The 21853-nt window shown below is 62.4% G+C and carries 23 protein-coding genes; 11 read left to right on the forward strand and 12 right to left on the reverse strand.

Annotated features, from left to right (window positions below):
- The first annotated feature begins 377 nt into the window (after positions 1–377).
- From PQR32_RS40195 to PQR32_RS40225, 7 genes are all read left to right on the forward strand, one after another.
- Positions 378–623: a hypothetical protein gene (locus tag PQR32_RS40195; RefSeq protein WP_408240883.1), complete on the forward strand. Its 246-nt coding sequence runs from the start codon at positions 378–380 to the stop codon at positions 621–623.
- Between the two features lie 53 nt (positions 624–676).
- Positions 677–1201, forward strand: a complete 525-nt coding sequence (locus PQR32_RS40200) for a helix-turn-helix transcriptional regulator (protein WP_408214589.1) — start codon at positions 677–679, stop codon at positions 1199–1201.
- A gap of 228 nt (positions 1202–1429) precedes the next feature.
- Positions 1430–1855 carry a DUF1178 family protein gene (locus PQR32_RS40205; protein ID WP_408240887.1) on the forward strand — a complete coding sequence of 142 codons (426 nt, stop codon included), beginning with the start codon at positions 1430–1432 and terminating at the stop codon, positions 1853–1855.
- A gap of 48 nt (positions 1856–1903) precedes the next feature.
- Positions 1904–3100: an acyl-CoA dehydrogenase family protein gene (locus PQR32_RS40210; RefSeq protein ID WP_408240890.1), complete on the forward strand. Its 1197-nt coding sequence runs from the start codon at positions 1904–1906 to the stop codon at positions 3098–3100.
- Positions 3101–3110: 10 nt separating this feature from the next.
- Entirely contained in the window at positions 3111–4238 is a 1128-nt protein-coding gene (locus PQR32_RS40215; protein WP_408240893.1) for an acyl-CoA dehydrogenase family protein, read from the forward strand.
- 35 nt (positions 4239–4273) lie between these two features.
- The gene (locus PQR32_RS40220) at positions 4274–4732 is read left to right on the forward strand and encodes a MaoC family dehydratase (RefSeq protein ID WP_408240896.1); all 459 of its coding nucleotides are present in this window, start codon (positions 4274–4276) and stop codon (positions 4730–4732) included.
- The gene (locus PQR32_RS40225) at positions 4729–5205 is read left to right on the forward strand and encodes a MaoC family dehydratase (protein ID WP_408240899.1); all 477 of its coding nucleotides are present in this window, start codon (positions 4729–4731) and stop codon (positions 5203–5205) included. Before PQR32_RS40220 ends, PQR32_RS40225 begins: the two co-directional genes overlap by 4 nt.
- 93 nt (positions 5206–5298) lie before the next feature.
- Here PQR32_RS40225 and PQR32_RS40230 read toward each other — a convergent pair whose 3' ends face one another.
- From PQR32_RS40230 to PQR32_RS40255, 6 genes are all read right to left on the reverse strand, one after another.
- Entirely contained in the window at positions 5299–6000 is a 702-nt protein-coding gene (locus PQR32_RS40230; RefSeq protein ID WP_408240902.1) for a glutathione binding-like protein, read from the reverse strand.
- Between the two features lie 118 nt (positions 6001–6118).
- Complete coding sequence (locus PQR32_RS40235) at positions 6119–7378, reverse strand: acyl-CoA dehydrogenase family protein (protein WP_408240905.1); 1260 nt, start codon at positions 7376–7378, stop codon at positions 6119–6121.
- Between the two features lie 92 nt (positions 7379–7470).
- Positions 7471–8577 carry a phosphotransferase gene (locus PQR32_RS40240; protein WP_408240908.1) on the reverse strand — a complete coding sequence of 369 codons (1107 nt, stop codon included), beginning with the start codon at positions 8575–8577 and terminating at the stop codon, positions 7471–7473.
- A 20-nt stretch (positions 8578–8597) separates the two neighbouring features.
- The gene (locus tag PQR32_RS40245) at positions 8598–9314 is read right to left on the reverse strand and encodes a histidine phosphatase family protein (RefSeq protein ID WP_408240911.1); all 717 of its coding nucleotides are present in this window, start codon (positions 9312–9314) and stop codon (positions 8598–8600) included.
- Between the two features lie 11 nt (positions 9315–9325).
- Entirely contained in the window at positions 9326–10114 is a 789-nt protein-coding gene (locus PQR32_RS40250; RefSeq protein WP_408240914.1) for an oxepin-CoA hydrolase, alternative type, read from the reverse strand.
- Positions 10111–11676 (reverse strand): 3-hydroxyacyl-CoA dehydrogenase, encoded by a 1566-nt coding sequence (locus tag PQR32_RS40255; RefSeq protein WP_408240917.1) that lies wholly within the window; start codon positions 11674–11676, stop codon positions 10111–10113. The genes PQR32_RS40250 and PQR32_RS40255 overlap by 4 nt, the downstream gene beginning before the upstream one ends.
- Before the next feature lie 126 nt (positions 11677–11802).
- Between PQR32_RS40255 and PQR32_RS40260 the strand changes: the two genes are divergently transcribed.
- Positions 11803–12450: a glutathione S-transferase family protein gene (locus PQR32_RS40260; RefSeq protein WP_408240920.1), complete on the forward strand. Its 648-nt coding sequence runs from the start codon at positions 11803–11805 to the stop codon at positions 12448–12450.
- A gap of 105 nt (positions 12451–12555) precedes the next feature.
- Here the strand turns inward: PQR32_RS40260 and PQR32_RS40265 are convergent, their stop codons facing one another.
- Together PQR32_RS40265 and PQR32_RS40270 are read right to left on the reverse strand one after the other, a co-directional pair.
- Positions 12556–13728 (reverse strand): pyridoxal phosphate-dependent aminotransferase, encoded by a 1173-nt coding sequence (locus tag PQR32_RS40265; RefSeq protein WP_408240923.1) that lies wholly within the window; start codon positions 13726–13728, stop codon positions 12556–12558.
- A gap of 142 nt (positions 13729–13870) precedes the next feature.
- Positions 13871–14368 carry a putative toxin-antitoxin system toxin component, PIN family gene (locus PQR32_RS40270; RefSeq protein ID WP_408240926.1) on the reverse strand — a complete coding sequence of 166 codons (498 nt, stop codon included), beginning with the start codon at positions 14366–14368 and terminating at the stop codon, positions 13871–13873.
- Positions 14369–14425: 57 nt separating this feature from the next.
- Here PQR32_RS40270 and yaaA point away from each other — a divergent pair, with 57 nt between their 5' ends.
- Positions 14426–15208 carry a peroxide stress protein YaaA gene (yaaA, locus tag PQR32_RS40275; RefSeq protein WP_408240929.1) on the forward strand — a complete coding sequence of 261 codons (783 nt, stop codon included), beginning with the start codon at positions 14426–14428 and terminating at the stop codon, positions 15206–15208.
- 35 nt (positions 15209–15243) lie between these two features.
- Positions 15244–16398 (forward strand): M14 family metallopeptidase, encoded by a 1155-nt coding sequence (locus tag PQR32_RS40280; RefSeq protein WP_408240932.1) that lies wholly within the window; start codon positions 15244–15246, stop codon positions 16396–16398.
- Between the two features lie 114 nt (positions 16399–16512).
- Here the strand turns inward: PQR32_RS40280 and PQR32_RS40285 are convergent, their stop codons facing one another.
- The 4 genes from PQR32_RS40285 to PQR32_RS40300 form a co-directional block, all read right to left on the reverse strand.
- On the reverse strand, positions 16513–17169 hold the full coding sequence (locus tag PQR32_RS40285; protein WP_408240935.1) for a BspC domain-containing protein: 657 nt from the start codon (positions 17167–17169) through the stop codon (positions 16513–16515).
- A 166-nt stretch (positions 17170–17335) separates the two neighbouring features.
- Positions 17336–18010 (reverse strand): energy-coupling factor ABC transporter permease, encoded by a 675-nt coding sequence (locus PQR32_RS40290; protein WP_132375227.1) that lies wholly within the window; start codon positions 18008–18010, stop codon positions 17336–17338.
- A gap of 112 nt (positions 18011–18122) precedes the next feature.
- On the reverse strand, positions 18123–19001 hold the full coding sequence (locus PQR32_RS40295; RefSeq protein WP_408240938.1) for a response regulator transcription factor: 879 nt from the start codon (positions 18999–19001) through the stop codon (positions 18123–18125).
- A gap of 234 nt (positions 19002–19235) precedes the next feature.
- Positions 19236–20450 (reverse strand): DUF2863 family protein, encoded by a 1215-nt coding sequence (locus tag PQR32_RS40300; RefSeq protein WP_408240941.1) that lies wholly within the window; start codon positions 20448–20450, stop codon positions 19236–19238.
- Between the two features lie 270 nt (positions 20451–20720).
- Between PQR32_RS40300 and PQR32_RS40305 the strand changes: the two genes are divergently transcribed.
- Complete coding sequence (locus PQR32_RS40305; protein WP_408240944.1) at positions 20721–21836, forward strand: AI-2E family transporter; 1116 nt, start codon at positions 20721–20723, stop codon at positions 21834–21836.
- Positions 21837–21853 lie beyond the last annotated feature (17 nt).

Genomic DNA, 21853 nt, shown 5'->3' on the forward strand with positions numbered 1-21853 from the left:
GGGGTGGGGGGGGGGGGGGGCGTGGGCGGCGCGGGAAAACCGGCGATCGCGTCGGCGGGGCGCGCGCGGCGCGCCGCCTCGGAAGTCTCAGAAAAGCCCCTGTCGGTCTAAGACCGGCAGGGGCTTTGTCATTGCAGGTTGCGAAATCGCTGCAACCGCTAGCATGTTTGCCAGCGCCTTGAAATGTGTCCTTTGTCTTATGCCATCCGACAGACTCGTCGCACGGCCGCCGGCGCTCTAGTATCGACCTTTGAGAGCGGGCTCCACGATTTGTTTATTTCGGATAACGAAGTTGTGGGGGCTCTCGATTCTTTCGAGTGACGATCGGGTTGTCACTTGACAACCCGATCGTCACTCGCTAAATTGGAGGACATTAGATGGTTCGAGGAACACACTCTAAGAAAGAGGTCGAGGCGGCGTTGGCGTATGCCGAAAGAAATGGCTGGCGTGTTCAGAGCGGTGGCAAAGGTCACGCTTGGGGAAAAATGTACTGTCCTGATAAAGACGCGGAGTGTCGGTGCGGCGAGTTCTGCATATCGAGCGTCTGGAGCACGCCGAAGAATCCCGGCAATCACGCCAGACATCTGCGGCGCATCGTCGACAATTGCACGGCTCGCCGGTAGCAGAAGCGTTCTGTTGGCGAAAGCCTTGGGCTGAACGAAGGCAGGAGTAACTTATGGAATATGTGTTCACGTTGAAGTACCGGCTCGCGGCGCAAGACTGCGATCTTGACGCGATCGTCGAGCGTCTGGGCGAGGCCGGGTGCGACGATGCGACCGTTGGCGTCGGGCAACCGGGCCGAATCGCGCTGTTCTTTACTCGCGAAGGCGAGTCCGCATTTGAGGCGCTGGTCAGCGCGCTGCAGGACATCAAGCGCGTGGTGCCGTCAGCGCGTCTCGTCGAGGCGGGCCCAGATTTTGTCGGCCTCACTGACGTCGCCGAAGTCGCTGGTGTGTCCCGGCAAAACATGCGCAAGCTGATGCTGAGCCACGCAATCGACTTTCCGCCGCCGGTCCACGAGGGCAGTGCGTCCGTATGGCATCTGTCGGACATCCTTGATTGGCTCGCTGCGCGCGGCGGTTATGAAATCAAGGCAGACGTGTTCGACATCGCGAGAGCGGTCAAGCAGATCAACCTTGCTAAAGAGGCACGCGAACTCGAACCGCGACTTGGACGTCAACTGGAATGTCTCGTGGCATAGAAACAAGGCGGCAGCCAGCGTGCGAAGCCGCGCAGGCGTTTGTGATCGGCAAGCCCATTTGCCTTCCGGAACACCTTCGGCAGGCGTTTGCACAAAGCGTTAAAATCGCCCACCGCGTCCGAATTGTCAGCGACTACCGGCGTCGGCGCCTTCGTCCGTAAGTTTTTACGAACGACCGTTCACAAATTTTCGTTTTGCGCTAAACTGGCACGCAAGCCCTGATTCCACATGAAGGTCCTCGATTTACAGTGTCCACATGACCATCGGTTCGAAGGCTGGTTCGCTTCGGCTGATGACTTCGAATCGCAGCAGTCCCGCAAGCTCGTCGAATGTCCGATCTGCGGTGCGAACGAGGTGAGCCGTTTGCCGTCGGCGCCGCGCCTGAACCTGTCGGGTGCGACCGAAACGAAAGCGCCGGCGGGCGCGGGGGAAATGCAGGCGCGTGTGATGCGTGCCTTGCGCGAGGTACTGGAAAAGACCGAGAACGTGGGCGACCGCTTCGCCGAGGAAGCACGGCGCATTCACTACAATGAAGCGCCTGCGCGCAATATTCGCGGTGTCACGACACCGGAAGACGCGAGAGCCTTGGTCGAAGAAGGCATCGAAGTGATGCCGCTGCCGGTCCCGGCTGCCTTGAAGGAACCGCTGCAATAGCGCAGTGGCTCACTGGCGGCGGGTGGTGGCGGCCAGGAGACACGACGCATGAATCTGGACTATTCCCCTGCTGATAACGCGTTCCGCGCGGACATCCGCGCCTGGCTCGAAGCGAATCTGCCTCGCGAACTGAGCGACAAAGTACTCAATCACAAGCGTCTTGCCCGCGAAGACTTCGCTGGCTGGCATAAGCTTCTCGGCACGCGTGGCTGGTCGGCGATCGCGTGGCCGAAAGAATATGGCGGCCCGGGCTGGGACGCGACCCGGCGGCACATCTGGGACGAAGAGTGCGCGCGCATCGGCGCGCCGTCGGTGCTGCCTTTCGGTGTCTCCATGGTGGCGCCCGTGCTGATGAAGTACGGCAACGAGGCGCAGAAGCGCCATTACTTGCCGCGCATTCTCGATGGTACGGATTGGTGGTGCCAAGGCTATTCCGAGCCGGGCTCGGGTTCTGATCTCGCCTCGCTGCGCACGCGCGCCGAGCGCGTCGGCGACCATTATGTGGTCAACGGTCAGAAAACATGGACCACGCTCGGCCAGTACGCCGACATGATGTTCTGCCTCGTGCGCACGGACAGCGGCGCCAAAAAGCAGGAGGGCATCTCGTTCCTGCTGATCGACATGAAAACGCCGGGCATCACCGTGCGGCCGATCATTACGCTCGACGAAGACCACGAAGTCAACGAAGTCTTTTTCGAAGACGTGAAGGTGCCGGTCGAGAATCTGGTCGGTGAAGAGAATCGCGGCTGGACTTACGCGAAATATCTGCTCGGCCACGAGCGCACCGGCATCGCGCGGGTCGGCCAGTCGAAGCGCGAACTCGTGTTCCTGAAACGGCTTGCGCTGAATCAGAAGAAGAACGGCAAGCCGCTGCTGCAAGACCCGGTATTTGCCGCGAAAGTCGCGAGCCTCGAAATCGAGTTGATGGCGCTCGAAGTCACCGTGCAACGCGTCGTCGCCAATGAAGCCGGCGGACGCGGACCGGGACCGGAAGCGTCGATGCTGAAGATCAAGGGCACGGAAGTGCAGCAAGCGCTGACCGAACTGATGTTCGAAGCGGTCGGGCCGCTTGCCGCGCCGTTCGACGTTCCGTTCCTCGAAGGCGAACGCGAACACAGCCTGGCCGGCGACGACGATGCCGCGCCCTTGGCCGCGTATTACTTCAACTTCCGCAAGACGTCGATTTACGGCGGCTCGAACGAAATTCAAAAGAACATCATCGCGCAGATGATTCTCGGACTTTGAGGAGCGGCGCATGGACTTTGCTTTTAACGACGAACAACAGCAATTCGCTGACGCGCTGCGCCGCTATCTCGACAAGAGCTATGGGTTCGAAGCGCGCCAGGCGATCGTTCGATCGGAAACCGGCGTGTCGGACGCGCACTGGGCCGCGTTTGCCGAACTGGGCCTGACGGCGTTGCCGGCGCCGGAAGCGCAAGGAGGCTTCAACGGCGGCCCGATTGACATGCTGGTGGTCATGCAGGAACTCGGCCGCGCGCTGGTCGTCGAGCCCTATTGGGCGACTGCGGTCGGCATCGAGGCGTTGCGCCTCGCGGGTAGCGACCAGGGCGAAGACGCGTCGCTGCTCGAACGCGCTGCTCAAGGCGAGATCAAACTGGCCGTGGCATTTCACGAACCACACGCACGCTACGACCTGTTCGCGGTCGAGACAACCGCAGTCGGGCAGGGCGAGCAGTTGACACTGACCGGCACGAAGTCTGTGGTGCAGCACGGCGCGCAAGCGGATCATTGGATCGTCCCGGCCCGGCTGAACGGCGAGATCGTGCTCTTCGTCGTGGCGCGCAATGCGGCGGGCGTCAAGATCACGGACTACCGAACGATAGACGGCCAGCGTGCCGCCACACTCGAGTTCAACAACGCGCCAGCACGCCGGCTTGCCGGCAAACACGCCGGCGCGGCTGCGCTCGAAGATATCGCGGATTACGGCACGGTGCTCTTGTGCGCCGAGGCGATCGGCGCGCTCGACGCCTTGAATCTCGCCACCGTCGACTACACCAAGACGCGTCAGCAGTTCGGTCAGCCGATCGCACGTTTTCAGGCCTTGCAGCATCGCATGGTCGAGATGCTGATTCACGCTGAGCAGGCGCGCTCCGTCACGTATCTGGCCGCGATGCGCTACACCAGCACGGATGCAGACGAACGTCGCCGCGCGGTCTCCGCTGCAAAGGCACGGGTCGGTCAGGCCGCGCGTTTTGTCGGCCAGCAGGCGGTTCAGTTGCATGGCGGCATGGGCGTCACGAACGAAGTGGCCGCAGCGCATCTGTTCAAGCGGCTTGCTATCATCGAAACCACATTGGGCGATGTCGATCACCATCTCGCGCGGTTCGCCGCGCTACCTGGCTTCGTCACTGCCGAAGCCTGATCAGACATTCGAATCGGATACAAGGAGGTGCGACGATGGGTTTGAGTTACGAGGACTTGATAGTCGGCACGAGCATCGAAATCGGCAAGCACACGTTCACGCGCGAAGAGATCGTCGAGTTTGCGCAGAAGTTCGATCCGCAGCCGTTTCACGTGGATGATGCCGCGGCCGCCGAGTCGCCGTTCCGCGGCTTGGTCGCGAGTGGTTGGCATACCTGTTCGGTCATGATGGGCATGTTGGTGCGCAACGCGTTCGCGGGTTCCACGTCGATGGGCTCGCCCGGCATCGACGAAATTCGCTGGTTGAAACCGGTGCGTGTCGGCGACACGATCACCATGATGAACGCCGTGCTCGACAAGCGCATTTCGGAGAGCAAGCCAGATCGCGGCATCGTGTCGACGCAGTGGGAAGGCATCAATCAGCATGGCGAAACGGTGATTACGGTGCGCTCGAAGGGACTGTTCGGCCTGCGCAATCCGGGCGCCGCGTCATGACGGGCAGCGCGGCGCCTGCCGCGACGTTTGGCAGCGCCGCAGCCTTGGGCGCGTTGGTGGGCGCAGAGCCGCTCGTGAGCGAATGGCTGACGGTGGATCAGGCGAGCGTCGATCGTTTCGCCGAGGCCACGGGTGATCATCAATGGATTCACGTCGACCCGGAACGGGCGCGGCGCGAGTCGCCGTTCGGCGGTCCTGTCGCGCACGGTTTCCTCACGCTGTCGCTGATCCCGGCACTGCTCAGTAAGACGGTGGCGCTTGAGCAGCGCATGGGCGTCAATTACGGGCTGAATCGCGTGCGGTTTACATCGCCGGTGCTGGTCGGCTCGCAGTTGCGCGCGAAATTCGCGGTTGAGTCCGTTACCGAAGTCGATAACAACGGTGTGCAAGTCGTGTGGAACGTGACGCTGGATCGGCAGGGTAGTGAGCGCCCGGTGTGTGTCGCGGACTTCATCACGCGGCATTATTTCTAGCGTTTCGGCGGTGCATGCGAGTTAAAAAGCGCGAGCGGCATTCATGCCGACTCGCGCTTTTTTAATGATGCAGATTCAGATGCGGCGGCGAATTCAATGCTTCGCGTATTGCGTCGCACCGAACAGTATTTCCTTCGCCTTGTCGTCCATGAGCGGTTGACGCGCGGACGCCAGCACTTCCACACCGCGCACCACTGCCGGACGCGCCGCGATCTCTTCGTGCCAGCGCTTCACATTCGGAAACGCATCGAGTTCCAAGCCCTGGTTTTGCCACGAGCGTGTCCACGGGAACGCGGCGATATCCGCGATCGTATAGTCGTTACCCGCGAGATATTGGGTCTTGCCGAGTTGCGTATCCATCACGCCATACAGACGCTTCGTCTCGTTCGTGTAACGGTTGACCGCGTATTCAATCTGCTCCGGCGCGTAGTTGCGGAAGTGGTGCGTTTGGCCGAGCATCGGACCCAGACCGCCCATCTGGAACATCAGCCATTGCAGCGTTGAATAGCGCGCGGCCGGATCGGTCGGCAGAAACTTGCCGGTTTTCTCGGCGAGATAAATCAGGATCGCGCCGGATTCGAACAAGGCGAACGGCTGGCCGTTGGCGCCCTTGGGGCCCTCGGAATCGACGATTGCCGGGATCTTGTTGTTCGGGCTGATGGCGAGAAACTCAGGTTTGAACTGGTCTCCCGCGCCGATATTGACACCGTGGACGTTGTACGCGAGGCCCGTTTCCTCGAGCATGATGTGAACCTTGTGGCCGTTCGGGGTCGCCCAGCTATAGACATCGATCATCGTAGCTCCTTTGTTTCGTGAAAGCGGCGCCTCGAAGGGCGCCGCAATTGACGAAAATTAGAGCATAGATCGCGCGATGCTGCTTGCGGCGTCGCAAGCGCGGCTGCTCAGCGCAATCTCAAACCCGCGTAATCGGCGCCTCCGCACGAGCCGCCGCGCCGGCATCCATATAACGCGCGAGTTCGAGCTTGGCGATCGCGTTGCGGTGCACCTCGTCGGGACCGTCGGCGAAACGCAGCGTTCGTGCTGACGCGTAGGCATACGCGAGCGGAAAGTCGTCGCTGACACCGCCGCCGCCGTGTGCCTGAATTGCCCAGTCGATTACCTGACACGCCATGTTCGGCGCGACGACCTTGATCATCGCGATCTCGCCACGTGCGCCCTTGTTGCCGACGGTGTCCATCATGTAAGCAGTTTTCAGGGTGAGGAGACGCGCCTGCTCGATCATGCAGCGCGCTTCGGCGATACGCTCCTGCGTGACGCCTTGCGCGGCGACCGGCTTGCCGAACGCGACACGTTGCAGCGAGCGTTTCGCCATCAATTCGAGCGCGCGCTCAGCAAGACCGATCAAACGCATGCAGTGATGGATGCGTCCCGGTCCGAGGCGGCCCTGCGCGATCTCGAAGCCACGGCCTTCACCGAGCAGCATGTTGCCGACCGGCACGCGCACATTCTCGAGCGTGATTTCCATGTGCCCGTGCGGCGCATCGTCGTAACCGAAGACGGTGAGCGGACGATGCACGGTGATGCCGGTGGCGTCGGCGGGAATCAGAATCATCGACTGCTGCTGGTGGCGCGGTGCTTCCGGATCGGTCTTGCCCATGACGATATAGATCTTGCAGCGCGGATCGCCAGCCCCGGACGACCACCACTTGTGGCCGTTGACCACGTAGTAATCGCCGTCGCGCACGATGCTGGTCTGGATATTGGTCGCATCCGACGACGCCACTTCAGGTTCCGTCATCAGAAACGCCGAACGGATCTGACCTTGCAGCAGCGGTTCGAGCCACGCGCGCTTGTTGTCGTCGCTGCCGTAGCGCTCGATCGTTTCCATGTTGCCGGTGTCGGGCGCGTTGCAGTTGAATACTTCGGGCGCCCAAGGCACGCGGCCCATGATCTCGCACAGCGGCGCGTATTCGAGATTCGTCAAGCCGGCGCCGCGCACGGAGTCGGGTAGGAACAGGTTCCACAAGCCGGCGTCGCGCGCTTTCTGTTTGAGTTGTTCGATCAGTTCGGTCGGCAGCCACGCGTTGCCGCTCTGGCGATTGCGGGCGATCTCCGCGTAGAACGCCTGCTCGTTCGGATAGATATGCTCGTCGAAGAATGCGAGCAGTTTCTCGCGCAACGCCTGAACCTTCGGGGTGTAGTCGAAATTCACGTAGGACCTCGCGGATGTTGAGTAACGAACGACGTTTGTTCGGAGCGCAGCAGGATGCACACCCGGACGCGCGACTCAGCGCGCGATTCCGGTCAGCGCACTTTCTGCGCGTAGCGCCAGGCGAGTTCGGCCATCGGCTTCGCGCGACGGCCGGCGTCGAGTGCCTGAGCGCTGGCCGCGGTGCCGTCGACGACGCGTTTCATGATCCCTTGCAGGATCGCGGCAATACGAAACATGTTGTACGCCAGGTAAAAATTCCAGTCGCCGTGAATCTCGAAGCCGGTGCGTTGGCAATAACGTTCGACGTACTGGCGCTCGTCGGGAATGCCGAGGGCCGCCCAATCGAGGCCCGCGATGCCGCGGAATTGCGCCGGGTCGACATGCCACGCCATGCAGTGATACGCGAAGTCGGCGAGCGGATCGCCGAGCGTCGACAACTCCCAGTCGAGCACGGCAAGGACTCGCGGCTCGTCGGGATGAAAGATCAGATTGTCGAGCCGGTAGTCGCCATGCACGACCGATGCGCGCTCACCCGTTTCGGCCGGCATATGCAGCGGCAGCCATTCGATCAGGCGCTGCATCGCATCGATCGGTTCGGTTTCGGATGCAATGTACTGCTTGCTCCAGCGGCCGATCTGGCGCGCGAAGTAATTGCCCGGCTTGCCATAGTCGGCGAGGCCGACAGCCGCGACGTCGACGCCATGCAGCGCCGCGATCACGCGGTTCATTTCGTCGTAGATGGCGGCGCGCTCCGCTGGCGTCATGCCGGGCAGCGATTGATCCCACAACACGCGGCCTTCGACGAACTCCATCACATAGAACGCGCGGCCGATCACGCTTTCGTCCTCGCACAAGGCGAGCATTGTCGCGACCGGTACATCGGTGTCGGCGAGCGCATGCATCACGCGGTATTCACGCTCGACGGCGTGCGCGGAGGGCAGCAGTTTCGCCGCCGGCCCCGGCTTGGCGCGCATCACATATGAGCGAGACGGCGTGAGCAGTTTGAACGTCGGATTGGACTGACCGCCGGCGAATTGCTCCAGCGTGAGCGGCCCGGAAAATCCGTCGACATGCTGGGTCAGCCAGGCGGCGAGCGCATCGGTATCGAAGCGTTGCCGCTCGCTGACCGGGCGCGTGCCCTCGAAGTCCGAATAGTCCGGTTGGTGTTCTGGTTCGCCGGTCTGTGTGGCTTGCACCATCTGTCTCCTCCAGTTCGGGTTCAGCTACGCTTGTATTGAGTGAATTGTGCGTAGAGCATTTCCATCGTGGTGTTGCGGACGTCGCGATGCAGTGGCGACGGCGGTGAATAGTTGATCGTGCGCAGTACCCAGTCTCGCGGCGCGGCGCCGACGTCGAGCGCGTTGATGCAGCCGGTGGCCTGCGCCAGATGGCCGAAGAACGTGCGGCCGCCGGCCGTGAGCGCATGCGACAGGATGGCCCGGTTCACGCCGCCGTGCAGCACGAGGAGCACGGTGTCCCACGACGTGTCCTCGCGCAACGCCGTTATCGCGGGCAACACTCGATCGAACAGGGCGCCGATGGTCTCGCCGTCGAGAAAGCGCGTGCTTTCCGGCACGATGCCGTCGAACACGCCGAGAAACGCGACTTCGATATCCTGCGGTGGAATATTGCTGAGCTTGCCGCCGCGAATCTCTTCCCAGGCAGGCTCGATTTCGGGTTCGATCTGCTGGCCGGTCTCGGCCAACACGCGCCGCGCAGTTTCGATGGTGCGCGGCAAACCGCTGACGATCACCCGATCGAAACGGACCTGCTGTTCGGCGAACACGCGGCCCGCAGCGCTGGCCTGCTCGCGGCCATTGGCGTTCAACGGCACGGTTTCAGGATCAATCGCGCGGCCGGAGTCGTCGAAGTAGGTGACGTCGCCGTGACGCATCAGAAAGATGCGGCGGCGCTTGGGCAATTGATAGTCAGGCATCGTCCCCTCGTTCACTTATAGACCGGCGCGCGTTTTTCGAGGAACGCGGAAATCCCTTCCCGCCCTTCACGGTGATGCAGCGAGGCGACAAAGCTGTCGCGCTCCGCCACGAGATGATCGGCGAGCGGCTGCGCGCCGGCTGCGCTGATCAGCCCCTTGATGCGCGTGATCGAGTTGGGCGAAATCTTGCCGAGCTCGTCGGCCCAGGCGATCGCGGCGTCGCGCACGGCGCCGGTCTTGGTCAGTTTGTTGACGACGCCGAGTTCGTGCAGACGCGTGGCGCCGATCGGTTTGCCTTCGATCAGCACTTCGGTGGCCAGTTGACGCGGCAGGGCTTGCGCGAGAAACCACGAACCGCCGCCGTCGGGCGTCAGGCCGACACGTGCATACGACATGACGAACTTGGCATCGTCCGCGGCCACGATCAGGTCGCACGCGAGCGCGAGCGAGAATCCCGCGCCGGCGGCGGCGCCATCGACGGCGGCGATCACCGGCTTCGACGAAAGACGCAGCGCCGAGATCCATTCGCCGAGCAGATCGATGCTCTCGGCTTGCACGGACGGATCTTTCGCGCGGTTTTCCAGCAGGCGGTTCAGATTGCCGCCCGCGCAAAAAAAGTTGTCGGCGCCGGTAATCACGACCGCGCGAATCGACGGATCGCGCTCCACCGAGTCGAGCGCCTCGATGCCGGCGGCGTACATGTCCGGATGCAGCGCGTTGCGTGCGCCGGGGTTGGACAGCGTGAGGACCAGCGTCGATTCGCTTTCGGTAGGGCGCGAGGTCAGCAGTTCGGCGCTCATTGTTGCGTCTCCTGGGTCTGCGTTTCAGTGTCGGCGGCGTCGCGCTGCGTCAAAGACATGCCAAGTTGCGCACGCCGCGCAAGCCAGGGCGACGGACGATAGCGCGGATCGCCGAGCACACTGAACATGTTGCGCAGGATCGCGAGAATGGTTGTCGAGCCGAGCGCGTCGCCGAGGGCAAGCGGGCCGCGCGGGTAGCCGAGGCCGAGCGTCACGGCGAGATCGATATCCTCCGGCGTCGCGATCTGTTTTTGCGCGATGTCGCAGCCGATGTTGACGATGGTCGCTACCACGCGTTGCGCGACGAAGCCGGTCGAGTCACGGATCACGGTGACGGGCACGCCGTCGGCGGCAAAGAGGGCATGCGCCGTGTCACGCGCGGCGCGCGTGGTGGCGGGCGTTGTCATCAGCGTGCGGCGTTGCGCGCCGACGAGCGGGAAGAGCGCATCGACTGCGACGACGCGGCTAGCGTCGAGCGCTTCGTCGACCGCGGCCGTGGTCGCATCGTGGCCGAACGGTGTGACGACGATCAGCGAATTCGCTGCGGGCGTAGCGCCGTCGTCGAGCTTCACACCGGCTTTCTCGATGAGTTGCACGACGGCGTCGTGGGCTTGCGGATAGCGCTTGCTGACCCACACGCTGGCCGGCAATTCGGTCGGCGCGGGCGCTTCGGCAGGCACTTGCTGTTTGCCGTCTTCGTAGCGATAAAAGCCTTCGCCTGTCTTGCGGCCGAGCAGCCCGCCCGCGAGCCGCGTGCCGGTGATGGGCGACGGCGTGAAGCGCGGTTCTTCATAGAACTGGTGATAGATCGATTCCATCACCGGATGCGAGACGTCCAGCGCTGTCAGATCGAGCAACTCGAACGGCCCGAGGCGAAAGCCTGCCTGCTCGCGCATGATGCGGTCGATGTCGGCGAAGCTGGCCACGCCTTCACCCGCCACGCGCAAGCCTTCGGTGTTCATGCCGCGGCCCGCATGATTCACGATGAAGCCGGGCATATCTTTCGCGCGCACCGGCGTGTGACCCATGCGGCGCGCGAGGTCCATCAGCGCGTCGCCGGCTGCGGGGTCGCTGCGCAGACCGTCGATCACTTCGACGACCTTCATCAACGGCACAGGGTTGAAGAAGTGATAACCGACCACGCGCGACGGGTCACTGCAGCCGGCGGCAATCGCCGTGATGGACAGCGAAGACGTATTGGACGCCAGCACGCAACGGCCGCTCACGACGGTCTCGAGTTCGCGGAACAGTGCCTGCTTCACGTCGAGTTTCTCGACAATCGCCTCGACGATCAAGTCGCAACCGGCCAGCTCGCCTATGCTCTGCGCGCCGCCCACGTTTGCGAGTGCCGCAAGCGAGCGGGCCTGATCGAGCTTGCCTTTGGCAGTCAATTTCGCGAAAGTCTCGGCAAGGTAGTCGCGCGCGGCGCCGATTGCAGCAGGGTTGGTGTCGTACAGACGCACGGTGAGGCCGGCCAGCGCGGCGATCTGGGCGATACCGCGGCCCATTGCTCCGGTTCCGACAATGCCGATGGTCTCGATGCTGAAAGTGCGAGAGGTCATTGTGATGCTCGACTCCATGGTTATTTTAGAATAGCACGATCGTGCAATTTACTGGATGATTGATCGAAGGCCGCCGCTTTCATGTTGATGGGCGGTCGCGTACAACTCGAGGGAAGGAGACACCCAATGATCAAGCTGTGCGGTTTCGCGCTCTCTAACTATTACAACAAAGTGAAGTTCGTGCTGCTCGAACACGGCATTCCGTTCGAGGAAGTGTCGGTGATGCCGAGCCAGGACGAGGCGATGCTCGAGCATTCGCCGCTCGGCAAAGTGCCTTATCTGCAGACTGAAGACGGCGATCTGTGCGAATCGCAATGCATCGTCGAGTATCTGGCCGCGCGTTTTCCCGACAAGGCGATTTTCTCCGCCGATCCATGGGAAGCGGCCAAGGAGCGCGAACTGATCATGTTCGTCGACGTGCATCTCGAACTGACCGCGCGCAATCTCTACAAGGAAGCGTTCTTTGGCGGCAAGGTGACGGACGCGACCAAAGGGCGCGTCGAGAAACTGCTCAGGCATCACATTGCCGGCTTCAAGCGGATCGCGAAGTTCGGGCCGTATCTGAGCGGCGAGCGCTTCAGTGTCGCGGATACGGCCGGATATGTGAGCTTGCCGCTCGTGGGCATGGCGACGCAGACCATCTACGGCAGCGATTTTCTGGTCGACGCCGGTATCGACTGGAAGAGTTATGTGAAAACGATCAACCCCCGGCCGGCCGCGCAGCGTGTGACCGAGGACCGCAAGGCGCATATTGCGGCCTCGCGTCCGGCTTGACGGGCGTTGCCCGGAAGGAAGCGAACCCGGGCGTGCCGCGCCCGCCCGGGCCGCTGCGCGCGATGGCGAGGAACGCAGGTTCGTTCGCATCATCGCGCGGACATGCTAAAGACGCGCCAGCCGCTCGAGCGCGGTGGCAAGGGTGTTTTCCTGCTTGGCGAAGCAGAAGCGCACCACGCCAGACTCATGGGCCTCGTGATAGAACGCAGAGACCGGAATGGCCGCGACGCCGATCTCGCCGGTCAGCCATTGCGCGAATTCGGCTTCGGGCAAGTCGCTGATCGCCGAATAGTCGACGCACTGAAAATACGTGCCCGTGCACGGCAACAGCCTGAAGCGCGAATTCGCGAGGCCGGCGCGGAAGAAGTCGCGCTTCTTCTGATAAAACGCAGGCAGGTCGAGATACGGCGCAGGATCTTTCATGTAGTCGGCAAGGCCGATCTGCATCGGCGTGTTGACCGTGAACACGTTGAACTGGTGCACCTTGCGGAACTCGGCGGTGAGCGCGGCGGGCGCGGCCACGTAGCCGACCTTCCAGCCCGTTACGTGATAGGTCTTGCCAAAGCTCGACACCACGAAACTGCGCTGCGCCAGTTCCGGATAGCGGGCCAAGCTCTCGTGCGGCGCGCCGTCGTAGACCATGTGTTCATACACTTCGTCGGACAGGATCAGCACGTTGGTGCCGCGCACGATCTCTTCGAGCTTGCGCATGTCTTCCGCGCGCCAGACCGTGCCGGTCGGATTGTGCGGCGTGTTGATCAGCAGCAGCCGCGTTTTCGGCGTGATCGCGGCAGCGAGCTTGTCGAACGGGATCGCGTAGTCGGGCGCCTCGAGCGTGACGAAGACCGGCTTGCCGCCGGCCAGTTCGATGGACGGCAGGTAGCTGTCGTAGGTCGGCTCGACCACGATCACTTCGTCGCCCGGGTGGACGGTGCAGAGAATCGCGGTCAGCAACGCTTGCGTCGCGCCCGCTGTTACGGTGATTTCGGTGGTGGCGTTGTAGCGGCGGCCGTACAGGTTCTCGATCTTGTCCGAGATCGCCTGACGCAGCGGCGCGGCGCCGGCCATCGGCGGGTACTGGTTGTGGCCGTCGCGCATGGCGTTCGCGACCGCGTCGACGATCCGCGGATCGCAGTTGAAATCGGGGAAGCCCTGACCTAGGTTCACCGCGCCTTTCTCAGCGGCGAGCGCGCTCATCACGGTGAAAATCGTCGTGCCGACGTCCGGCAGGCGAGACGGAAACGTGGGAATCGTGGGCGTGTCGTGCGGTGCATTCATGGCGCTGTCCGGAGCGTGGGCAAGTGGGTTACGCAAAGGCGTCGTTTGAAACGGGCGAAGCCTGATTGTAGGGAATCGTGGCGCGGTGTGCGCATCACGGAGTTCACGTTAGCCGTCTGGACAAGGCCATGCGGCTGGATAGTCATGCAGTCGCGGGCTCGCCGGTGGCGCTCACGGACGCGCCGATGGCAGCGACGAACGGCGCCGGCTGGGCGATCTGAAAGCCGAAGTCACGCGCAATCCGCTTGGCCAGCTTCAACACCGCGCGATCCTTCGAAACCAGCCAGTCGGCCTGCGCGGCATGCGCGAGCTCGAGAAACTTCTGGTCGTCGCGGTCTTTGCATTTGGGCAAGGGCCTGGCGTCTTCCGCTTGCGCCTCCGGATCGACCAACTGCGCGAGCCGCGCGACCACCGCAAGCGCCGCAGCCTTGTCCACATTCCGATGCACGAATTGCGGGTAGTCGAGCACGTAGGTGAGTTCGGCGAGGCAGCGCGCATCGATCAGCGCGGCCAGCGCGCCGCTTTCGAGCGCGGCCGCGATCGGCCGCGTGTGCGGGTCGTCGAACACGAGAATGTCGATCCACACATTGGAATCGAGGACGACACGCAAAGCGTCGGGTGAGGCATGGGAACCGGGCATTCGTTACAATCTGGCTTTCGTCTTTGACCACCAGGCACGGCGTGCCTGCAAGCCTCTATGATAATCGTTCTGTCGCCGGCGAAATCGCTCGACTACGAAACCCCGCCTCACGTCAAAAAGCACACGATCCCCGATTTTGTCGACGACGCGGCCGAATTGATCGGCGGATTGCGTCGTTTGTCGCCGCAGCAGATCGCCTCCCTGATGGACATTTCGGATCAGCTCGCGCACCTCAATTTCCAGCGTTACGCAGAATGGTCGCCCAAGTTCGGCACGCACAACGCCAAGCAGGCGGTGCTGGCGTTCAATGGCGACGTGTACGAGGGCTTCAACGCGAAGACGCTGTCGTCGGCGGATCTGGACTATGCACAGAATCATGTGCGCGTGTTGTCCGGCCTGTACGGGTTGCTGCGTCCGCTCGATCTGCTGCAGCCTTACCGGCTCGAAATGGGTACGCGCTTCGCTAATCCGCGCGGCAAGGATCTGTACGCGTTCTGGGGCGAGCGCATCACACAGGCGTTGAATGCGCAATTGAAGAAGAACGCCGCGGCATCGCGCGTGCTGGTGAACTGCGCATCGGGCGAGTACTTCAAGTCGGTCAAGCCGAAGCTGCTCGAAGCGCCGGTCATCACGCCCGTTTTCGAGGACTGGAAGGGCGGCCGCTACAAGATCATCAGCTTCCATGCAAAGCGCGCGCGTGGCCTGATGGCGCGCTATGCCGTGGAAAACCGCCTCGACAGGCCTGAGCAACTGAAGGACTTCGACGTCGACGGCTATGCGTTCGACGCTGAAGCCTCGAACGATTCCACTTACGTATTCCGCCGCCGCGTCGCTGAATAAGCGTTGCGCCGCGCATAGAAGCAGGGAAGAACATCATGACGTTATCGATTACAAGCAACTTCGACGCGGGTGCGATCGAAGTGCTGTCCTGCGAAGACGCGGGCAATATCCGTTTGCGCGTGCGGCCGGACAGTCACGCCGAGTTCGCGCAGTGGTTTTATTTCCGCTTGTCCGGCGCGGCCGGCGAACGCTGCGTAATGACCTTCGAGAATGCCGCTGCGTGCGCCTTCGCCGAGGGTTGGCGCGACTATCAGGCGGTCGCGAGCTACGACCGGGTGAACTGGTTTCGCGTGCCCACGTCGTACGACGGCCGCGTGCTGACAATCGATCACACGCCGGATTTCGACCGTATCTACTACGCGTACTTCGAGCCGTACAGCGAGGAGCGTCATTCGGAGTTTCTAGGCGCGGTGCAGCAGATGCCGCAGGCCACGCTCACCGAATTGGGCACGACCGTCGAAGGCCGGCCCATGTCGCTGCTCACGCTCGGCACGCCGCAAAGCGGCGATACGCCCAAGAAGAAGATCTGGCTGATCGCGCGCCAGCATCCCGGCGAGACGATGGCCGAATGGTTTATCGAGGGTCTCGTGAAGCGGCTCGCGGGTTGGGGCGATTGGGCGGGCGACCCGGTCGCGCGCAAGCTCTACGATCACGCGGTCTTCTACATCGTGCCGAACATGAACCCGGACGGCAGCGTGCACGGCAATCTGCGCACGAATGCGGCCGGCGCGAATCTGAATCGCGAATGGATGGAGCCGGATGCCGCGCGCAGCCCCGAGGTGCTGGTGGTGCGCGACGCGATTCATGCCACTGGTTGCGATTTGTTCTTCGATATCCACGGCGACGAGGCGCTGCCTTACGTGTTCGTGGCCGGCTCCGAAATGCTGCCGGGCTTTACCGAACGGCAAGGGCAGGAGCAGAAAGCGTTCATTGAAGCGTTTAAGCAGGCGAGCCCTGATTTCCAGGACAAGTACGGCTACGCCGCGAGCAAGTATCGCGAGGACGCACTGAAGCTGGCATCGAAGTACATCGGCAACGAATTCGGCTGCCTGTCGCTGACCCTGGAGATGCCGTTCAAGGACAACGCCAATCTGCCTGACGAACGGGTGGGTTGGAATGGTGAGCGTAGCGCGTCGCTTGGCGCTGCGATGCTGCAGGCGATCTTGCGGCACGTGGAAACATTTGCCTGAACATCGCTGCATTTGGCAAAACGAGGCACACACTTCACGGTGTGTGCCTCGTTTTCATTAGAGCGCCTGCTTTGACCTGCCGCACCGACGGCGTGGTGTCGCAAGCGTGACCCGCTATTGAGTTTTTTTCTTCGCCGGTGTCTTCTTCGCGCTTGCTTTGTTCGAGCTCGTTCGCGACGATTTGCCCGAGCTAGGTTTGGAAGACTTTGTGGTCGCCTTCTTCGTCGTTTTGCCGCTCGCCGAGTGCTTGCCTTTGGCGTTCTTGTGCTTGCCCGACGACGCTTGCGACCCCGAGGGTTCCGAACTGCGCGCACGGGCCGGCGGCACCGGATCGTTCCAGCTGAACGCCAGCATCTGCGCGCCGACATAGCCGCAGCGGAACTTCAGATCGGCAGGATCGCCGCCGCCGCTCTGGCGGATGCCGAGCCCTTCGACCGTGACGATGTTATCTACCTTGACGCGCTGCTTGCCCTCGTCGAACGAATCGTTCCACGGCGTGACCGACGCATGCGCGCTGTCGAACGAGCTAGGTGGGAATTCGACATGGTCGAAGGCGGTTGAGGTGCTGGCGACAAAGTTGCCATGAGCCGCGCAGTCCGCAACAAGCGGGTCCGCATGCATATCATTGACAAATTTGTTGACGAGATCGTTGTGCTGCTCGAGTTGATCGGCGAATGCGGGAGCAGAGCATATGAGCGAGAGACTCGCCGCACATGTTGCCAACCGGCCGACCAACCGCAGCAATCGGCGCGGTACGTTGGTGCGATCCATCTAGTTCGTTAGACGCTAATGAGATGAGGCACGTAAGATGCCCGGCGAGAGGGTGGAGTTCAATCCTGACACAAATATTTTGTCCTGTTCGCAGTGTGTCCGCTGGTGGCTCAATGTTGTCGAGTCGCCAATCGCCGCAAGTGCGCGTTCGATGCCCGCGCAAGTGTCAGGTGCGTGGTCCGCCCAGTCGGTATCTCCGCACATCATAAGTGGTGACCCAGGCAGGGCGGTAGACCGCGATCAATGCCGTCGACATGCCAGTGAACCAGGATTCCCCGATGGCAAGTAGAAACACGCTGAATGCGTAGCCCGCGGGCACCACGGTCATCGAACCGTCGGCGAGCGCGATATGAATGCCGAGGGCTGCGGCCGCCGTGAGCGACACGGCGATGGCAGGCGAGACAAAACCCTGGCCGAGGATGAACATGAAGAGATTGCGTGGAAGCCACGCGATGCTGATGCGCTGGAGCAAGGTGGAAATGCCAACCGGCAGCGCACCGTACACGAGGAAAGTTAGCGCGATGCCCTGCCAGGGGGCATCGAAGATGACGGCGGCAAGACCCGTGACCACCGCCATGGCGATCAGCGCCAACGCCCAGTCGAACAACGTGACGACTAGCGTGGCGCCGAGCAGATGCATGACGGTGCCGTCGTCGAGCCATGCATTACTTGCCCACAGCACCGACACTGCGACGATGATCGCAAGCCAGACATGCTGCAGTGTGCCGTCCTGAAGTCGTTTGAAAGGATTTTTCCACAGCGCGAGCGCGACCACAATCGCAGTGGCGATCCAGCCACCGACAGCGACCCAGAACGGAAGCGGTGTGTAGAGGAAACCCATGAGTCTCATATTACTCGTTGGACGAGAAAAGGTGTGAGCGGATTCCATGCCAGCAGGCGCAAACGCTGCCGGAAAGTGCTCGCCCGGATTCTGTTGCGCGCGCCGGCTGCGTTCATGCAGGACCTTGTGGGAGCGGGTCCGGTGCTGCTCCGGCGGGCGGCGCATCGCCATATGGAGCGCCTGGTTCGGCCGCCATGGGCAACGAGGTGGCCGTGTCGTTAGCCGGCAACGGATACTGGAAGCGCCGCCGCGTGCGGCGCCGCAACGGCACCACGCCGGGCTGCCCCATGATCGGGCGCAGCAGGCCATCGCCGCCATTGCGCAGCACTTGCAAATGATTCGACAGCCAGCCGTTATAAAGCGCGACCGCTGCGGCGCGATTCGGCGCGCCGAGCTGCTGGAATATGCTGGTCAGATGGATCTTGACGGTGCCTTCGCTGATGCCGAGCGTGCGCGCGATCATCTTGTTGGTGCTGCCCATGTGGACACATCGCATGATCTGCTGCTGACGGGGCGACAGTACATTGGCCAGTCTGGTGCGGCGCGGCGGCGGGCTCTTCTCGTCGAACGGCCGGATAGTGGTGTCTGGCGGCAGCGGAGGATCGAGCGCCAGCGCGCCGGGCGGCACGTAGTGACCGCCCAGCAGCACCATTTCAAACGCGCGCACGATCAGACAAGGATCGGTGTCGCGCGGCACGACGCCGAGCACGCCTTCGTCCATGAGTTCTCGCACGGCGACCGGCGAGATCTGATCGGTGAGCACGGCAATGCGCAGATCGGGGTAATGGCTGAGCAGATGGCAAATATCCCCGATCGACATCCAGTCCTGCCAATCGATCAGGAGCAGGTCGGGCCGCTGACGCTTGAGCGTGCGTTCGACCTGACGCCAATCTTGTGCCTCGTTGAAACGCGCCAGGCGGTCGATTTGCCGCAGCAGCGCTTTGAGCCCATCACGTCGTTCCGCGTCTGAGTTGAGTATCGAGAATCGCATGCATGTCTCCAGATGAGTCGGGCGAAGTGGCGCGATGCGTGCGCACGGCACATGAGAGCCGGATGCGTTCGCGATGCGTCGCCGTTCGTATGATGACAAATTCCCTTCAACTTGACGGCCTGTCCAAAAGGCATAAGAGGAATGACGTAAAAATGAACCGGCATAAAAAAGCCCCGCGCGCGGCGGGGTTTTTTTATGTCGACTCCGCCGCGCAAAACGCGCCGGCGAGGAGGGTCAATGGAAGTGCGGCTGCGCAGGTTCTGCGTCTTCCGGCATTTCGGCGTGGACGATTTCGCCGAGCGGATCGGCATAGAGCGGTACGCCGCAGTCGTCGCAATATTCTGGCTCGAAGCGGCCGGCGTGGCGGCGCACTTCGGTCACGCCGGTTTCCTTGAGCAACGCGACGATTTCTTCGAGCGGATCGTCCGAGGCGGCGGTTTCCTGCGGTTCCTCGTCGATGCCGGGTTCGCCGTTCTCACGGCCGTACAGCGGCCACACGACGCCGTAGATCACCTCGTTGCTGCCGCGGCGCGTGAAGCCGACGCGGTATTCGTCGATGCGGCGTTCGCCGAAGCCCGCGACAACCGCGCGCAACTCCTGCGGCGTCGCGCCGATCGTGTCGAACAGATAGCGCACGGCGGTGCGCACCGTGTGAGGGCGCACGCGCTCGTCGGCATCGCGGCACGCCGAGTAATAGGCATCCGGCAGCAGGCACTCGAATTCGCAGCCCGGCAGCACCAGCGACAAATTGGCGCCGCCCTGCGTGGCCCATTGTTCCAGGCATTGACCACGCTCGATCCGGGTGCCGTGTTCTTCTTCCTGCCAGCGGAACGTCGGCTCGCCGACCGGTGCCGCGACCACGGCCAGCAGGAAGCGCGGGTCGGCCAGAATCGGCGAGGTCTCCGGCAACTCGCCGAAATTCAGCTTGACGTTGCCGCCCGCCATGGCTGCCTGCGAGAGTTGCTGGGCAATGCGCCAGGTTTCGACATGATGACGCGGCAGTTGGTCGATGCTGTACAGGAACGGCGCCATGGCGACTCGCGTGTTGGCCGCGAGCACGTGCGCCTGCAGATGCGCGCGCAGGGCGTCGGCGGCATCGGCCTTGAGCGGACCGGACGGAATCATGTAGCGCGTCCAGGCGAGCACGGGTGCGGCGATCAGCAGCGCCTCGTAAGGCACGCCTTCGTGTTCGACGATGAACGACTCGCTGTGGGTTTCCGCCATATCGGCGAGCGCGCCGTAGGCATCGGGATGATTTTGCTGCAGATGGTCGAGCGCGGCGTCCAGCGTAGTCTGGTTGGCGTTGCGGACGATCTTGGCCAGCAGCGCATCGAGTTTTGCTTCCCAGAAGCGGTCCTCGGTGCGGCTGCCCGACGCGAAAAGCGCGAGCGAGAGACCGACGAGCTTGTCGGCATCGGGGGGGAGACGTTTGGCGATTCGCGAGCGCATAAATCCGGAAATTGGGGTGCACAGAACCTTATATTCTAGTCTTTTCTATGCCGCCATATTGTTTGGCCGGCAATGCTGGATGAATTGGGACGTTTCTACATGAAAAATCAGCGCTGCTGAGCGCGTCTATCGGCCCTTTGCATGGCGACTTGGCCCGATGATATAAGACGCCCCGGGGCACATGACTCGCTTCTATACTGACCCTTTCAGCGTGCTCCCGACAAGCTTATGTCGCTCGTCACTGGGGTTTGGCGCAACAGGAGATTCATTGTGAAATCGGACCAACTGATCGAACGTCTTGCCGCGGTGTTCGCGCTGATTATTCTCGTGGGCGGCTCGCTGCTGGTGCTGGCGCCTTTCACGACCGCGCTGCTGTGGGGCGCCATTCTCAGCTATAGCTCGTGGGGCTTGTACCGGCGGCTGACCGCGGCCGTCGGCGGGCGGCGTAAGTGGGCCGCTACCTTGATCGTGTTGATCATTCTGATTGTGGTGCTTGGACCGTTCGTCTATGCGGGCTTTGCCTTCGGGGCGCACGTGCACGACATCGTTGCGCTGGTTCAGCGGCTCTTTGAGGCTGGCTTGCCGGATTTGCCGCCGTGGGTTGCCCGGATTCCGCTGGTGGGCTCCAACATCGAGGCATTCTGGGAGCGGCTCACAAGCAGCAATTCGGAACTGATCGCGCAATTGCGTACGCTCGCGGCGCCGGCCGGCAAGTGGATTCTGGCGGCTGCGATTGCTGTTACGCATGGTCTCGGGTTGCTGGCGTTGAGCATCGTGCTTGCTTTCTTCTTTTATACGGGGGGAGAGGGCGCAGCGGCCTGGCTGAATGCGGGCATGCGGCGTATTGCTGGCGAGCGCGCTGATTATCTGCTGGCGCTGGCTGGCAGCACGGTGAAGGGCGTGGTGTACGGGATCCTCGGCACGGCGCTCGTGCAAGGGATTCTGGCTGGGTTCGGATGCTGGATCGCCGGCGTGCCGGCGCCGGCGCTGCTCGGGCTGGCGACATTCTTTCTGTCGGTGATACCGGGTGGTCCTGTTGTCGTCTGGTTGCCCGCTGCAATCTGGCTGTACCACGGCGGCGCGACTGGATGGGCGATCTTTCTGGTGGTGTGGGGAGTTCTGGTCGTCGGCATGTCCGACAATGTCATCAAGCCGATCCTGATCGGCAAGAATAGTGACATGCCTCTGATCCTGGTGATGCTGGGTATTTTGGGTGGCGCATTCGCTTTTGGCTTCCTCGGTGTTTTCATCGGCCCGACTTTGCTCGCGGTCGCCTATACCGTCCTGCACGACTGGACGATCGGTGCGCCGGCTGCGCGCGCCTTGGCACCCGATGTGAAAGCGCCCGCCGTCGATGAGCCGGGGCCCGTAAAAAAGCTGCCTTGAATAAATTCCAGATAACA

It is taken from the genome of Paraburkholderia dipogonis, from assembly GCF_046027395.1.
GTDB lineage: Bacteria > Pseudomonadota > Gammaproteobacteria > Burkholderiales > Burkholderiaceae > Paraburkholderia > Paraburkholderia dipogonis_A.

Coding starts and splice junctions, on each gene's coding strand:
- PQR32_RS40195 (WP_408240883.1), top strand. CDS start 378: ATGGTTCGAGGAACACACTCTAAGAAAGAGGTCGAGGCGGCGTTGGCG.
- PQR32_RS40200 (WP_408214589.1), top strand. CDS start 677: ATGGAATATGTGTTCACGTTGAAGTACCGGCTCGCGGCGCAAGACTGC.
- PQR32_RS40205 (WP_408240887.1), top strand. CDS start 1,430: ATGAAGGTCCTCGATTTACAGTGTCCACATGACCATCGGTTCGAAGGC.
- PQR32_RS40210 (WP_408240890.1), top strand. CDS start 1,904: ATGAATCTGGACTATTCCCCTGCTGATAACGCGTTCCGCGCGGACATC.
- PQR32_RS40215 (WP_408240893.1), top strand. CDS start 3,111: ATGGACTTTGCTTTTAACGACGAACAACAGCAATTCGCTGACGCGCTG.
- PQR32_RS40220 (WP_408240896.1), top strand. CDS start 4,274: ATGGGTTTGAGTTACGAGGACTTGATAGTCGGCACGAGCATCGAAATC.
- PQR32_RS40225 (WP_408240899.1), top strand. CDS start 4,729: ATGACGGGCAGCGCGGCGCCTGCCGCGACGTTTGGCAGCGCCGCAGCC.
- PQR32_RS40230 (WP_408240902.1), bottom strand. CDS start 6,000: ATGATCGATGTCTATAGCTGGGCGACCCCGAACGGCCACAAGGTTCAC.
- PQR32_RS40240 (WP_408240908.1), bottom strand. CDS start 8,577: ATGGTGCAAGCCACACAGACCGGCGAACCAGAACACCAACCGGACTAT.
- PQR32_RS40245 (WP_408240911.1), bottom strand. CDS start 9,314: ATGCCTGACTATCAATTGCCCAAGCGCCGCCGCATCTTTCTGATGCGT.
- PQR32_RS40250 (WP_408240914.1), bottom strand. CDS start 10,114: ATGAGCGCCGAACTGCTGACCTCGCGCCCTACCGAAAGCGAATCGACG.
- PQR32_RS40255 (WP_408240917.1), bottom strand. CDS start 11,676: ATGACCTCTCGCACTTTCAGCATCGAGACCATCGGCATTGTCGGAACC.
- PQR32_RS40260 (WP_408240920.1), top strand. CDS start 11,803: ATGATCAAGCTGTGCGGTTTCGCGCTCTCTAACTATTACAACAAAGTG.
- PQR32_RS40265 (WP_408240923.1), bottom strand. CDS start 13,728: ATGAATGCACCGCACGACACGCCCACGATTCCCACGTTTCCGTCTCGC.
- PQR32_RS40270 (WP_408240926.1), bottom strand. CDS start 14,368: ATGCCCGGTTCCCATGCCTCACCCGACGCTTTGCGTGTCGTCCTCGAT.
- yaaA (WP_408240929.1), top strand. CDS start 14,426: ATGATAATCGTTCTGTCGCCGGCGAAATCGCTCGACTACGAAACCCCG.
- PQR32_RS40280 (WP_408240932.1), top strand. CDS start 15,244: ATGACGTTATCGATTACAAGCAACTTCGACGCGGGTGCGATCGAAGTG.
- PQR32_RS40285 (WP_408240935.1), bottom strand. CDS start 17,169: ATGGATCGCACCAACGTACCGCGCCGATTGCTGCGGTTGGTCGGCCGG.
- PQR32_RS40290 (WP_132375227.1), bottom strand. CDS start 18,010: ATGGGTTTCCTCTACACACCGCTTCCGTTCTGGGTCGCTGTCGGTGGC.
- PQR32_RS40295 (WP_408240938.1), bottom strand. CDS start 19,001: ATGCGATTCTCGATACTCAACTCAGACGCGGAACGACGTGATGGGCTC.
- PQR32_RS40300 (WP_408240941.1), bottom strand. CDS start 20,450: ATGCGCTCGCGAATCGCCAAACGTCTCCCCCCCGATGCCGACAAGCTC.